Genomic DNA, 13,232 nt, shown 5'->3' on the forward strand with positions numbered 1-13,232 from the left:
AGACACATGCGCCTGATCGGCGACCGCCGCGCCAGCTCCCGACTGCCGCGATTGCCTGTGCAGGCGAGCAGGCCATGACCGCGCTCGGCCTTGCCCATCTCACCGCGTTGGAGCTTGCGCCCACGGCGCTGGTTGCCGAGGCGGCGCGAGCCGGGTTTGCAGCCGTCGCGCTACGCTTCATCCCGGCGACCAGCGACGGGCCGGCCTATCCGACGCAGGTCGGCACCGAGGCCCACCGAACGCTGAAGCGCGTGCTTGACGGCGAGGGCGTGCGGGTCAGCGACATCGAGCTGGTCCAGCTCAAGCCCGCCATCGACATCTCCTCGCTCGCAGGCTGTCTCGAAGCCGGCGCCGATCTCGGCGCCACAGCGATCATCGCTTCGGGCGACGATCCGGATCGATCCCGGCTCACCGCGCGTTTCGCCGAGCTCTGCCAGCTCGCCGCGTCGTTCGGACTGCGCGTCGACCTCGAATTCATGCGCTGGCGCGCGATCGGCAATTTGGCGCAGGCCGTGGCGGTCGTGCGCGACGCAGGGCAGACCAACGGCTCCATCCTGGTCGACGCGTTGCACCTGGCGCGCTCCGGCGGCCGGGCCGCCGACCTGATCCCGCTTCCCGACCATTGGCTTCGCGCCGCGCAACTCTGTGATGCCGTCGCCGAAACGCCGGCAACGGACGCGGCCATCATCTCCGAGGCGCGCGCGGGACGGCTGCCGCCCGGCGACGGCGCTCTGGCGCTCGGCGCACTGCTGGAGGCGCTGCCCGCCGACACCACCCTCAGCGTCGAGATGCCGTTGCCGGCACTCGACGCGAGAGAGCGGATCGCCACGGCGTTCAACGCGACCAGGAACTTGCTCGAAGGCCATGCCCGCGGCGCCAGACGCCGCGACTGTCGCGGGTGGGCCTAAACCCAACGGAATGCACGAGATGACAAAAATCAGGATTGGCGTGATCGGCGCAGGATTGATCGGGCGCAAGCATCTGCGCAGCTGGCCGAGCATGGCGACTACGAGCTCGCCGGCATCGCCGACGTCAACGCCGAGCAGGTCGCGGCCGAGCAGCCCGGCGCACGCGTCTTCGCGGATTACCGGAAGCTGCTCGACGAGGCGCGGCCCGAGGCCGTGATCATCGCATCGCCCAATCAGCTCCACGCCGAGAACGGCATCGCATGCGCGCGGGCCGGCATCCATATCCTGATCGAAAAGCCGGTCACCGATACTCTGGAGACCGCCGCCGGCCTGATCGCGGAGGTCCGCAAGGCCGGCATCCGGTCGCTGGTCGGGCATCACCGCCGCCATCATAGGCAGGTGAAGGCGCTCAAGGCGCTGCTTGGCGAGGGCCGTATCGGCGATGTCGTCGGCGTCTCGGCGATCTGGGCCACGCACAAGCCGACCGACTATTTCAAGGCGGCGCCTTGGCGGTCGCAGGCCGGTGGCGGGCCGATCCTGATCAATCTGATCCACGAGATCGACTTCCTGCGCTTTGGTCGGCGAGATCGTTGCCGTGGAGGCCATCGCCGCGAACCGGCAGCGCGGCTTCGCAGTCGAGGATACCGCCGCCGCGCTGCTCGAGTTCGAGAACGGCGCGCTCGGCACGTTCTTCCTCAGCGACTGCGCAGTGACGCCCTGGACGATGGAACAGGGTCTCGGCGAGGCGCCGGAGTTTCCGTTCAGCGGCCAGAGCAGCTACCGCCTGATGGGCCGCCGCGGCGCGATCGAATTTCCAAGCCTCGATCAATGGACGCAGGAAGGCGGCGCGCAGGACTGGAACAGGCCGATCCAGGCGCAGGCCAATCATGCGGCGTCGATCGATCCTTACGTCGCGCAGCTCGATCATTTCCGCGACGTGGTCCGGGACGCGACGCCATCGCTGCAACCGGTCGAGGACGGCGCGCGAAGCCTGCTGGTGACGCTCGCGATCGCAGAGGCCGCGACGGCGCGACGGCGCATCGACCTGCGCGAGCGCTACGCGGCGCTCGGTGAGCAGGCAACGACCTAGAGCACGGCTTTCACCGCCGTCGGACAGACGCGAACGGGCCAAGCCACGCCAAGAGGGCGGCCCGGCCACGCCAAGAGGGCGGCCCGGAGGGAGGAGCGAGGTGAACTACAAGTTCGATTTCGGACCCGTGATCGAGGGCCTGCCGGAGCTGCTCTGGGGCTGTGCCGGCACGCTCGGCCTGGCGCTGTCGGGCATGGTGCTGGCGCTGATCATCGGGATCGGCGGCGTGCTGCTGCGCGATTCCCGGCTCGCGCCGCTGCGCTGGCTCGTCATCGCGTTCGTCGAGGCAATCCGCAACACGCCATTCCTCGGCCAGATCTACTTCGTCTTCTTCGCGCTGCCGATGGTCGGCATCCGCCTCGATCCCACGCTGACCGCGATCATCGCGCTCGGCGTCAACGGCGGCGCCTATGCGATCGAGATCATCCGCGGCGGCGTGCAGTCGATCAACAAGGGGCAGGTCGAGGCCGGACTGGCGCTCGGCCTGAGCCGGACGCTGATTTTTCGCCTGATCGTGCTGAAGCCGGCGCTGCGCGCGATTTTCCCGTCGCTGACCAGCCAGTTCATCATGCTGACGCTGACGACGAGCATCGCATCGGCGATCTCGGCCTATGAGCTGACCTCGGTCGGACAGGCGATCGAAACCAATACGTTCCGCAGCTTCGAGGTCTATGGCGTCGTCACGCTGCTCTATCTCGCGATGTCGTGGATGCTGATGCAGATGTTCGCGCGGATCAACGCGCGCTTCCTGCTCTATCCCGTGAAGTGAGGACGGCGCATGGACAAGAACCAGTTCCTGTTCCTGCTCGGCGGCCTGAAATGGACGCTGGCGCTGTCCGCGATCGGCTTCGCGCTCGGCTCGGTCGCCGGCCTCAGCGTCGCGCTGGCGCGCACGTCGGGCCGGCGCTGGCTCGAACGCGGCGCGGCCGCCTACATCGCGCTGTTCCAGGGCACGCCGCTGCTGATGCAGCTGTTCGTCGTCTATTACGGCGTCGCGCTCGCCGGGCTGAAGCTCGATCCCTGGGTCTCCGTCTCGATCGGCTTCACCCTGCATGCCGGCGCCTTCCTCGGCGAGATCTGGCGCGGCTCGATCGAAGCCGTGCCGCGAGGCCAGGTCGAGGCCGCCAAGGCGCTCAGCCTCGGCTACCTCGACCGGATGAAGGACGTCGTGCTGCCGCAGGCGATCCGCATTTCGCTGCCCACGACGATCGGGTTCCTGGTGCAGCTGATCAAGGGCACCTCGCTTGCCGCCATCATCGGCTTCACCGAGCTGATGCGCGCCGGGACCATCGTGTCAAACCAGAACTTCAAGCCGCTGCTCGTGCTCGGTCTGGTCTGCGCGCTCTATTTCGCGCTGTGCTGGCCGCTTTCGCTCTATGGCGCGTGGCTGGAGCGGCGGCTCGTCACCGCCGCACGATGAGGAATTCAACACAGAGGAGGGAATGATGACCAAGAGCATGACAACCCGGTTCAATCGCCGCCACATGCTGGCGCTCGGCGCCGGTGCGATCGCCTCGCCGTTCGTGCTGTCGCGCGCCGCCTACGCGGTGACGCCTTCGGAGATCAAGGCGCGGGGCAAGGTGCTGATCGGCATCCAGGGCGACAATCCGCCCTTGGGGTTCGTCAATTCCACGGGCAAGCAGGAGGGCCTCGATGCCGATCTCTCCGAGCTGTTTGCAAAAGAGCTCGGCGTAGCCGCCGAATTCATGCCGCTGGCCGTCGCCAATCGCATCCCGGCGCTGACGTCGGGGCGCGTCGACATCCTGTTCGCGACCATGGCGATGCTGCCGGAGCGCGCCAAGGCGGTGCAATTCTCAAAGCCCTATGGTGCCAACATCATCACCTTCATCGCGCCGAAGGAGATGGAGATCAAATCGCCGGCCGACATGGGCAAATATGTCATCGGTGTCGCGCGCGGCAGTGTGCAGGACACCGACGTGACCAAGGCGGCGCCTCCCGGCACCACCATCCGCCGCTTCGACGGCGATGCGCCGACCATGCAGGCGCTGCTGTCCGGGCAGGTGCAGGCGGTGGGCGGCAACATCTTCTACGTTCCGCGCCTCAACGAATCCAAACCCGGCGCTTACGAGAACAAGCTCGAATTCACCAAACTCTATAACGGCGCCTGCACGCGGCTCGGCGAGAAGGAGATCAACGCCTTCGTCAACGGCTTCATCGACAAGATCATCGCCAGCGGCGAATGGGCCAGGATCTATCCGAAGTGGATGAACAACCCGCTGCCGGCCTTCCCCGACAGCATTCCCGGCATCCCCTTCACCGTCAGCTGAGGGAGAGTGCCATGTCGGTCACAGCCATGCCGGTCACAGCCACGGCGGACACGATGATCGCGATGCGTGGTGTCAACAAATGGTACAGCACCTACCAGGTGCTGACCGACATCAACCTGGCGGTCCGTGCAAGCGAGAAGATCGTCCTGTGCGGGCCTTCCGGATCGGGCAAATCCACCCTGATCCGCTGCATCAACGCGCTCGAGAACTACCAGAAGGGCGAGATCGTCGTCGACGGCGTGCATCTCGGCAGCCAAGGCAAGGCCATCGACGCGGTGCGCCGCGAGGTCGGCATGGTGTTCCAGCAATTCAACCTGTTCCCGCACATGACGGTGCTGGAGAACTGCACGCTTGCGCCGATCCGCTCTCGCGGCATTCCGCGCCTGGCGGCCGAGGAGACCGCGCGGCGGCTGCTCGACCGTGTCAAGATCCTCAACCAGGCGGATAAATACCCGGCGCAATTGTCCGGCGGTCAGCAGCAGCGCGCGGCGATCGCGCGGGCGCTCTGCATGGAGCCGAAGGTGATGCTGTTCGACGAGCCGACCTCGGCGCTCGACCCGGAAATGGTCAAGGAGGTGCTCGACACCATGATCGGGCTTGCGACCGACGGCATGACCATGATCTGCGTCACCCATGAAATGGGCTTCGCCCGGCAGGTCGCCGACCGCGTGATCTTCATGGCGGAGGGACGGATCGTCGAGGAGGCGGAGCCGGAAGTCTTCTTCAGGGCCCCGCAGCACGAGCGCACGAAAAAATTCCTCGGCGAGATTCTGCCGCATCATTGAAGCCGTGCCGGCGCGGCGCGAAGGCGGTCCGGTGTCCACCCTTGCCGGCCCCCTCACTCCTCCACCCGATACAACCTCCACCGCTCCGGCACACCCTTGAGCTGGTGCATGCCGTGATCCCTGAAGCTGATGGTCGATTGTGCCTTCAGCAAATCCTTGACCGCGCTCGAGACCAAGACTTCGCCGGCCCGCGCTTTCGCGGCGACGCGGGTGCCGATGTGGAAGGCGAGACCGACCATTTCGCCGCCGCTGACCGTGTACTCGCCCGCGTGCAGGCCGACCCTGATCTCGAGCCCCAGCGTGCGCACCGCCTTCTGGATTGCGGTCGCGCAACTGATCCCGGCCGCCGGCGCCTTGAACGTCGCCAGCACGCCGTCGCCCGTCGTCGCGACTTCCTTTCCGCGCGAGCTCTTCAGCTCCTTGCGGACGGCCGCGTAATAATGGCCCATCACCTTGGTCCAGCGCGCATCGCCGAGCTTCGCGGCCTTGGCGGTGGAGCCGACGATATCGACGATCAGGATGGTGGCGAGCGCCCGCTTGAGATCGGTGCCGCGCTCGGCCGGGCGGCGCCGGAGCGCGATAGCTCCGGCCAGCGGCTCATAGCGATGGCTGCGGCGCCGCGCGATCGCGGCCTTTGCGTAATCCTGGGCACGCTGCGCCGTGCCGCACCGAACTGTCTTCTCCTGCGGCGAGCGCGTCCAGTAGACCTTGCGCCCGGCACCGGTGCCTTGGACCTCCACGCCGCCCCACTTCAGGAAAACCGCCGAGCCGACGCGCCTGACACACCACGCCTTCGACGTGTATCCCGATACGTTCGACTGATGGACTCCGATGCGAAGGAATTTTGGCATGAACGCGCGGCCAGTCGAAGGAACGTTTGGGCGGACCTGCGACCAACGTATTCGCACATTCCTGCATTGGCAACAGGGCTCCTCGCACCCTACGCGCCTCTGCGAGCCTCCTGCTTGCCGATCGAGCAGCGCCACGCCGCGAGACGTTCGGCCGGATGCTGCGCCATCCATTCGGCAAGCTGCGGCGCTCCCATCAGACAGGACTGCATCGTCACGTCAGCGAAATCCGAGGTCGTGACGATCTGCTCGTGGCAATCTGTCGGCGACGAGAGGCTGCAGAGCACGGCAATGATCTTGATCATGTCACGAGAGCTCCTTCGACGTACTCGGGCTCTGCGTCGCCGCCCGAGTGGTCGACCGCGGCTCGACGGGCCGCTCGCCGTCGGGATCGGCCCGCGGAAACACGGCGTCATAGTTAGCGCGCGCTTCGCGGATCAGCCGCGCACGCTCGCGCTCGGCTCTTGTGACCAGTCGAACAACTTCGCCCATATCGGCTCCACGGGGTGGCAAGAGGAAACTGACCAGACGCCCCTGGTTGGGCGACCGGCTCACCGCGCAACCCGCAATCACGGGTACGATTCGTATCGCGTGCCGGCCGAACGCGCCGATGACCTCGCCGCATCGACGCTTGATGCCTTTTCGGCGCGCCGCTGATAGTCATTGGCCAGCATCTCGAGACGGGTCGCGACCACGATGTCCGTCATGGTCCGGGCCGCGCGCAGCAGGCTCTGCGCCGTCTCGAGATATTCCTTTCCTCGTCGTGACATCTGCATGGTCATAGGCGCCTCGCGCGGTTTTCTGAAAACATGTCGACAACCGACGGAAATCGACCGAACCAGTCGCGCTCACCCTGCCGGCGCGTCGCCAAACGTTCGACGCACTTTTTCGAGCAAAGGGGCTTTCGCCAAGAGTAGTAGCGGACCAGGCCAAACTTGCCGTCGCACGCGGCACAGCGAGCGGTTCGACTTCCAGAAACTTGGGAACAGTTTGGCATTGTCGTCTCCTCTTGTGGTCGCGTCCGATGTGTCGATCACCTTTTCTGTTGCATCGAGGCAGCCGCACCGACTGTCCTCGACCAAATCTTGCGGCACCAATCGCAACGCCGCCAGTGAAGCCAACCTAGGCGTCCTGCGCGAACATATCTTTCAACAACGCGTCCGATATTGCCCATAAGCACGACTTCCGTCGCGCGCAGGGGACGCACCCCGACGACTGCGCGTTTGCGCGATCGCCCGATTCCGGAACTGGATCGACGTCACGGCGACGCACGCATGCACCGTCAATCACGGCACATCGAGGCCATGACGGGCGGCGATAGCGACCGTCGTTCGGAGATGCCGGGGTGTGCGGGACGATGGCCAGCTGGCCGTGGCCGATGAGGATCTGGATTTCTCCGCCATGCCGCAATCGGCGGCGCGCGGGTCATCCGCAATCCTACGTCAGCGAGATTTCAACGGGCCGGCTGCGGCGAGCATCCCGCCTCAGCCGTGAAACGCAAACAGCTCGATCGGATCGCTGAAGCCGCGCACCTCGTATTTGCCGACATGCTCGAGCTCGAACTCCCGCTCGACCAGTTCGGCGAAGGCGCGCGAGAGCAGCACCGGTCGTCCCAGCTGCTTTGTCAAGGCTTCGAGACGGGAGGCCATGTTGACGGCGGGACCGATGACGGTGAAGTCGAGCCGGCTGGACGATCCGATATTGCCGTACATGACGTCGCCGACGTGGACGCCGATGCCGTAGTTCAGCGGCGCGCGGCCGGTCCCGTTGTTCCGTTCGTTCAGCGCGGCCATAGCCTGCCGGGCTTCAGTCACGGCGCGCAGCAGGTTTGCGCAGGCGCCGGGCCCGCTGAGCGGGAAAATGGCGAGCAGGCCGTCGCCGATGAATTTCAGGATTTCGCCGCCGTGCCGCGCGATCGGCTCCGACATCGCGTCGAAATAGTCGTTGAGGAGATCGATGACGTCGTCGCGCGGCCAGTTGTCCGAGATCTTCGTGAAGTCACGGAGGTCGCAGATCATGATCGCGGCACGCACCGTCGTGCCGGTGCCGCGCCGCGTGGCCCCGGCCAGGATGAGCTCGCCGGCATGGGAGCCGACATAGGTCTCGAGCAGCGTTCGCGCCAGGCGGTTCTTGACGCGGATCTCGCTGACCAGCGCCAGCACCGGCAGCACGTTCTTGAGCGCAACTAGATGCGCGTCGTCGAAGCCGCCGGGGCGATCGGTCGCGAAGGTGACGAGATGGCGCTTGCCGAGTGTGTGGTGGAGCGGCCAGGCGACGTAGTCGGTCAGACCTTTCGCGCGCATCTCGTCATAGACCGCGTGCCTGCGGCCGAGCGACGGATCGCCTTCGAGGTTCTCGCGGAGTTCGCTCGCACCGTCCAGCATTTCGCTGACAGGGCTGCCGATGAACTCGGATCGCTCGAGCACATCGAAGTCGACCCGCGAGATCTTCGCCTCGCGCATGCCATCCAACCACATGAAGGCGGCGCCGAGCCATTGCGGATGCTGGATCCGGACGTGCATCGTCGACCGCTTGAGCGGAATGCCCGCCTGCTGGAGGCGGATGCACATCTCGGCAAAGATGTTGTCGATGAAGCGCTCGTCGCTCGTGCCGTTGGTCAGCCAGTCGACGACGCCGTCGGACAGCGTGGTGGGGCGATTTTGGTCTGGCGCGGTCATACCCTGCCTGTTCATATCGTGCCTTGCGCGGCGGTCGGCATTGTCGGGGCAGATATCGTGTTCCGGCGCCGCGGCGTCAACCTAGCCATGTGCATGGATTGTGCGCATCCGCCGGGCGGTTGCCATCTAGCCGACGAGCTGAATCGAGCCCAGTACCGCCAGCCCTGAGACGAGTCCCAATCTGGACGCCTCGGTCAGCTCGACCTTCAGCGTGCTGCCGTCGGGAATGACAATATCCTCGCTATTGAGACGAATGCTGCATTCGCCGGAAACCGCGTAAACCAGGTGCGTGCCGGCGGACAAAGGCCGATCGCCGGGTTCCCTGAGTGCCAGCAGCTCGATCTCCGCCGCGCCGCGCCGGGCCATCAGGTTGACGACCTCGACCGGACCCGCCTCGAGCGCGGTCACGACCTCCATCTCGCCGGTGAAGCGCACCGTCGTAAAAGGTTCACGCTCGTCGAAGTCCTGCGTGGGCGACTTCAGCACCAGCCCGCGTCCGCCGACGACCATCTGCAGGCGGTCGATGCCGGGCATGTAGGAGAAGGGCGCCGGCGCCACGATCGGCGTGGAGGCAAAGCGCCAGAGCAGGCTGTCCCAATCCTTCGCCGGCGCGTCGGCGCGATGGGCATCCGCGATATCGGTGAAGATGCCGCCACCGTTCTTCCAGGGCGAACGGGTGTAGTCTTCGGACTTCAGCAGCGTGGTTTTCATGTCTTGAACTTATCCGGGAAAGCATGTGGCCGAGATCGCCCGCGCATCATGCGCGGGTTGGGCCGGCTTTGCCAACCGGTTTCACCAGCGATGAACTGCCGTCACGCCTTGGCGTCGAGGTTCAGCCTGGTGCTCAACTCGTTGACGAGCGAATCCACGAACTGGTTCTGATAGGCCGAGATGCCGTTGAAATAGACCGGGCCGCCGGACTGCACCAGCAGGCCGCCGCCGGACACTTCGGCATCCTTGGCGCCGCTCTCGGATTGAGTATCGAGCTTGCCCATGGCGTCGTCGAGCTGCGCGGCGGTCTTGTCGTCCATCTCGCCATTGGCCCGAAGCGTGGCGAGCAGCGCCTGGTAGGCGCCGGTGAGATCGGCTCCCGTCTCGGTCGTAGCGGAGAAGCTGCCGTTGGTCTTGCCGCTGTAGCTCTTGTAGGTCAGCGTCTCCGTGGTGGTGCCGTCGCTGTTGGTTCGATTGTCGAGCAACAGCTCGAACGCGCTGCCATAGGCGCCCGTCGTCAGCATGTTCGGATCGTTCGGATTCTTGTTCTTGCTCGCGCCTGTCTTGTCGGAGCCTGCGGTCCAGTTCGGCGGGACGGTGTAGCTGACGTTGGTCACGGCTTCATTCCTGTGATCATTGCGCGGAAACATTCAGCAATTTTTGTGCCCGCGAAGGCGCAGTTGATTTCCGTCGGCCTTCCTTGCCGTAGCGCGTTGAATTCGCACGACGCTGCAAAAATTGCCCGGCAGTTTCATCCCGTCGCGCGATTGTGCGGCGCTCGCGCCTCAGTTCGTAGCCCGGATGAAGCGCAACGCAATGCCGGGGCAGCTCGCGCGATGAGGCTGTGCTCCCGGATGACGCTTCGCTCCATCGGGCTTCGCGCGCCTCACTCTTTGTCAGGGGCATTGTCGGCCGTCAGCCTTCATGGCCGCACCAAAAGCCTTGCTGTCGAACTTGCCTATCTTCTCGGTGACGGATTTGACGAGATTTGGGGGGACGGATCGCTTCCCCTTGCCCCCGCCGGCGGCAATTTAGGTCAGAAATCTACCCCTTTTGGGTACCTTGCACGAAGCTTGAAGCGCCGCATAATACAGACACTTATCCAAAGGTAACCCGCTCGCGCTTCGGCCAGGCAATTGCGTAACGCGCTCCTCTCAGTGGGAGAATTGCAATGCCCGTGTTGGACTTGCCGTACTGGTTGATCATTGCAGGCTCCGCGTTGGTATTGGGCGGGCTCATTGGCTTAGGGGTCAGCCGCAACAGGCGGGTTGAGAGCGATCCCATTCTGCTCCCGGGCGATTTGACGGCATGGAGAGACGAGGGATCAGAGACCTCGGACCTTGCGGCTATCCGGGATTCGCACAGGTAGGCACTGACGGCTTGGGCCCGTGGCCCATTCTGCGGAGCAAACTCTGGAGAGAGACATGACCCTGCACTTTACGCGCGTCGAGACTCCGGTGCATGAACTTGAAATCTGGATGGCGTGCAGCAGCGGATTTTCGTTTGTGATCAGTAACGAAAGCCGCACCGGTCCTGGCCTTCACGGAAAGCCGGGCCTGGTTGCCTCATGGCGCCCCGTTGAAGAAAACAAGTCCGCAATCAAGCTTGGCGGCTCCCCCTTCAGTACCTTCGCCGAGGCCGAGAAGGCCTGCGAGGCGCTCCTGGAGGCACTTGAGCAGATGAGCGAATCGCAAACTCCGACGACTGCGGTGACGCCGCAATAAAGAGAGACCTCGGCTTCGTCGGGGCATCGAATTCCGCGCCGCCGGATTGTGCTGGCGCTTTACATCCCGCTCAGGCCGCTATCGACCGCGAGCGTCTGTGCGGTGACATAGACGCTTTCGTCCGACAGGAAGAACAACACGGCGTAGGCAATTTCCCATGCGGTGGCCTGCCGGCCGAAGGGGACGTGGCCCTTGCCGCGGCTGGGGCGGCCGGCGCCGGCTTCGCGGCTGTTGGGGGTGTCGACGAGGCCGGGATAGACGAGATTGGCGCGGATGCCGCGGCGCGATCCGAGATGGGCGATGTTGCGCATCAGGCCGCCGAGCGCGGCTTTTGAAGAATCATACGCCGCCATCTGCGATCCCGCTTTCAGCGCGGCGATCGAGGAGATGAAGACGATGGCGCCGCCATTGTCGAATTTCGGCATCGCTGCGCGGCAACAGAGCATGGGACCGCGAACGTTGACGTCGTAGATCCTGTTCCACTCCTCGGGGCTGACGGCATCGAGCCCCGTCTTGCCGAAAGTGCCGATGTTCAGCACCATGCCGTCAAGGCCGCCCATCGCGCGATGCGCCTCCTCGATCATGCGCTGGACGTCAGGCTCCGACGTGACGTCGGCAGTGATGGCAAAGCCCTCGCCGCCTTCGTCGGTGATGTGCTTGACGGTCTGTTGTGCGGACGTCCGGTTGAGATCTGCCACCGCCACCTTCGCGCCCTCACGTGCGCACAAAATGCTCATGGCGCGGCCATTGCCGATTGGATCGGTGGCGGCGTCGAACACGCGCTGGCCGCCGCCGACGATCAGGATACGGCGTCCCTTCAGGCGTCCCCTGCCCGGCGCTTCGCCCAATGACTCCGCGCTTGGTGGACGGACGTAACGCTCCGGCTTGCTATCGATTTCCGCCATCTCAGCCGCCCTACTTCTTGCCGCCGTCATAGACCTTCATGCCGGCCGCGGGATCGAGATCGGTTTCGGTTGCCTCGGTCAGGCGCGCCATCATCATATAGAAGCCGAGCGCAACGATGGATTCGACGATCTCCTGATCGCTGAAGTGTTTTCGCGCGGCAGCGAAGGTCGCCTCGGGCACGCGGACGTTCTCCACGATTTCGCGGCCGAATTTCAGCAAGGCTCGCTCCGCGTCGCTCAATGCGGCAGAGTCGTATTCGGTGCGTTCGACCGCATCGATCTGGCCTTGCGTGCAGCCGATGCCGAGCGCGATCGGAACATGCTGGCGCCATTCATAGGCGCCGCCCTCTAACTGGGCGGCCTGCAAGATCAAAAGCTCGCGGTTGACGGCTGAGAGCTTCTGCTTGTGCAGGATCGAATTGCCGAGCCGCATCGCCGGGATCATGTTGGCCTCGGCATGGGCCATCATGCGGAAGATGTTGAGCTTGACCGGCATGCGGTCGAACGAGGCGCGGATATCGCCGCTCGTCGTCTCCGGATCAATCAGGGGCAGCCTTGCCACGCGTTTCTCCCTTGGGTTTTCGTTTCTTGTTGTCTTCGCCATTGCCTGCCGCGATCAGCGACAGGAAAAAGGCGAGATAGCGGTCGATCGCCTCGATCACCTTCGGCCGCGGCGAAGGTGCTGCGCCCATCACGTAATGCTCGAGGCGGATGTAGATCAGGCCGGCCGCGAACAGCCGCGCGGTCTCGCGCGGATCGGGTGTCGAGACCAGGCCGGCGAGCGCAAAACCGCGAAAGTAATCCGTCATCATGCTCTGCTCGCGCGCGTAAAAATGGTCGGCGAATTTGGCGCGGATGCCGGGCACGCGGTTACGCTCGGCGGTGATTACTTTCTGGAACTGATGCTCCCGCGGATCAGACCATTGCTCGACGAGATCAAGCGCGAACTGGCGGCAAAACGCAGCGGGCTGGCGCGCCAGCTGCCTGTAGCGCGGCTCTTCCAATCGGCTCGCCGAACTGGCCGGGCCGTGCTCGGCCACGATCGCTTCCAGGATCGCGGCCTTGCCGGAGAAATGGTTGTAGAGGCTGCTTTCGCGAATGCCGACACGGCGCGCGAGCTCGCGCATCGAGGCGCCGCCATAGCCGCTCTGCGCGAACAGATTGAGCGCTTCGGAGAGGATGCGCTCGCGGGTCGTGGGCGCAGCCGCTTCCGCCGCGCTGGAGGTGTGGACAGCCATGTGGCTTGACTAACGAACGATCGTTCGCTAGTCAACCGTACGAACGATCGTTCGTTT

At 64.9% G+C, this 13,232-nt stretch carries 15 protein-coding genes and 1 pseudogene; 7 read left to right on the top strand and 9 right to left on the bottom strand.

All coding sequences use genetic code 11. The features are described from left to right. Nucleotides 1–74 precede the first annotated feature (74 nt). The 6 genes and pseudogenes from HAP41_RS38480 (at nt 75) to HAP41_RS38505 (ending at nt 5,071) form a co-directional block, all read left to right on the top strand. Nucleotides 75–908, top strand: coding sequence for a sugar phosphate isomerase/epimerase family protein (locus tag HAP41_RS38480; RefSeq protein WP_166082183.1), 834 nt, complete (start codon nt 75–77; stop codon nt 906–908). Nucleotides 909–1,022: 114 nt separating this feature from the next. Beyond that, nucleotides 1,023–1,998: pseudogene (locus HAP41_RS50810) on the top strand (Gfo/Idh/MocA family protein); the annotation flags it as partial. Nucleotides 1,999–2,098: 100 nt separating this feature from the next. Beyond that, nucleotides 2,099–2,767, top strand: a complete 669-nt coding sequence (locus HAP41_RS38490; RefSeq protein ID WP_166082181.1) for an amino acid ABC transporter permease — start codon at nt 2,099–2,101, stop codon at nt 2,765–2,767. 9 nt (nt 2,768–2,776) lie between these two features. Then, nucleotides 2,777–3,418, top strand: a complete 642-nt coding sequence (locus HAP41_RS38495; RefSeq protein WP_166082180.1) for an amino acid ABC transporter permease — start codon at nt 2,777–2,779, stop codon at nt 3,416–3,418. Between the two features lie 25 nt (nt 3,419–3,443). Next, entirely contained in the window at nt 3,444–4,286 is an 843-nt protein-coding gene (locus HAP41_RS38500) for a transporter substrate-binding domain-containing protein (RefSeq protein ID WP_166082179.1), read from the top strand. A 26-nt stretch (nt 4,287–4,312) separates the two neighbouring features. Next, on the top strand, nt 4,313–5,071 hold the full coding sequence (locus tag HAP41_RS38505; RefSeq protein WP_166105535.1) for an amino acid ABC transporter ATP-binding protein: 759 nt from the start codon (nt 4,313–4,315) through the stop codon (nt 5,069–5,071). 53 nt (nt 5,072–5,124) lie between these two features. Here HAP41_RS38505 and HAP41_RS38510 read toward each other — a convergent pair whose 3' ends face one another. From HAP41_RS38510 to HAP41_RS38540, 6 genes are all read right to left on the bottom strand, one after another. After that, nucleotides 5,125–5,922, bottom strand: coding sequence for an adenylate/guanylate cyclase domain-containing protein (locus HAP41_RS38510; RefSeq protein ID WP_166082178.1), 798 nt, complete (start codon nt 5,920–5,922; stop codon nt 5,125–5,127). An 89-nt stretch (nt 5,923–6,011) separates the two neighbouring features. Further along, nucleotides 6,012–6,224 (bottom strand): hypothetical protein, encoded by a 213-nt coding sequence (locus HAP41_RS38515; protein ID WP_014497603.1) that lies wholly within the window; start codon nt 6,222–6,224, stop codon nt 6,012–6,014. Nucleotides 6,225–6,488: 264 nt separating this feature from the next. Beyond that, nucleotides 6,489–6,701, bottom strand: coding sequence for a hypothetical protein (locus HAP41_RS38525; RefSeq protein ID WP_063985337.1), 213 nt, complete (start codon nt 6,699–6,701; stop codon nt 6,489–6,491). A gap of 702 nt (nt 6,702–7,403) precedes the next feature. Continuing rightward, nucleotides 7,404–8,597 (bottom strand): adenylate/guanylate cyclase domain-containing protein, encoded by a 1,194-nt coding sequence (locus HAP41_RS38530; protein WP_085403326.1) that lies wholly within the window; start codon nt 8,595–8,597, stop codon nt 7,404–7,406. Nucleotides 8,598–8,723: 126 nt separating this feature from the next. Further along, complete coding sequence (locus HAP41_RS38535; RefSeq protein WP_166082177.1) at nt 8,724–9,308, bottom strand: HutD/Ves family protein; 585 nt, start codon at nt 9,306–9,308, stop codon at nt 8,724–8,726. A 101-nt stretch (nt 9,309–9,409) separates the two neighbouring features. After that, complete coding sequence (locus HAP41_RS38540; RefSeq protein ID WP_166082176.1) at nt 9,410–9,925, bottom strand: hypothetical protein; 516 nt, start codon at nt 9,923–9,925, stop codon at nt 9,410–9,412. 807 nt (nt 9,926–10,732) lie between these two features. On the opposite strand from HAP41_RS38540, the gene HAP41_RS38545 reads away from it, so the two are divergent. Then, nucleotides 10,733–11,032 carry a hypothetical protein gene (locus HAP41_RS38545; protein WP_166082175.1) on the top strand — a complete coding sequence of 100 codons (300 nt, stop codon included), beginning with the start codon at nt 10,733–10,735 and terminating at the stop codon, nt 11,030–11,032. 59 nt (nt 11,033–11,091) lie between these two features. Here HAP41_RS38545 and HAP41_RS38550 read toward each other — a convergent pair whose 3' ends face one another. Genes HAP41_RS38550 through HAP41_RS38560 form a run of 3 tightly spaced genes read right to left on the bottom strand, consistent with a single transcriptional unit; the run spans nt 11,092 to nt 13,175 of the window. Continuing rightward, nucleotides 11,092–11,937 carry an SDR family NAD(P)-dependent oxidoreductase gene (locus tag HAP41_RS38550; RefSeq protein ID WP_166082174.1) on the bottom strand — a complete coding sequence of 282 codons (846 nt, stop codon included), beginning with the start codon at nt 11,935–11,937 and terminating at the stop codon, nt 11,092–11,094. 10 nt (nt 11,938–11,947) lie between these two features. After that, nucleotides 11,948–12,499 carry a carboxymuconolactone decarboxylase family protein gene (locus HAP41_RS38555; RefSeq protein ID WP_166082173.1) on the bottom strand — a complete coding sequence of 184 codons (552 nt, stop codon included), beginning with the start codon at nt 12,497–12,499 and terminating at the stop codon, nt 11,948–11,950. Beyond that, entirely contained in the window at nt 12,477–13,175 is a 699-nt protein-coding gene (locus HAP41_RS38560) for a TetR/AcrR family transcriptional regulator (RefSeq protein WP_166082172.1), read from the bottom strand. The genes HAP41_RS38555 and HAP41_RS38560 overlap by 23 nt, the downstream gene beginning before the upstream one ends. Nucleotides 13,176–13,232: the final 57 nt, after the last annotated feature.

The sequence above is a fragment of the Bradyrhizobium barranii subsp. apii genome (assembly GCF_011516635.5).
GTDB classification, from domain to species: Bacteria; Pseudomonadota; Alphaproteobacteria; order Rhizobiales; family Xanthobacteraceae; genus Bradyrhizobium; species Bradyrhizobium barranii.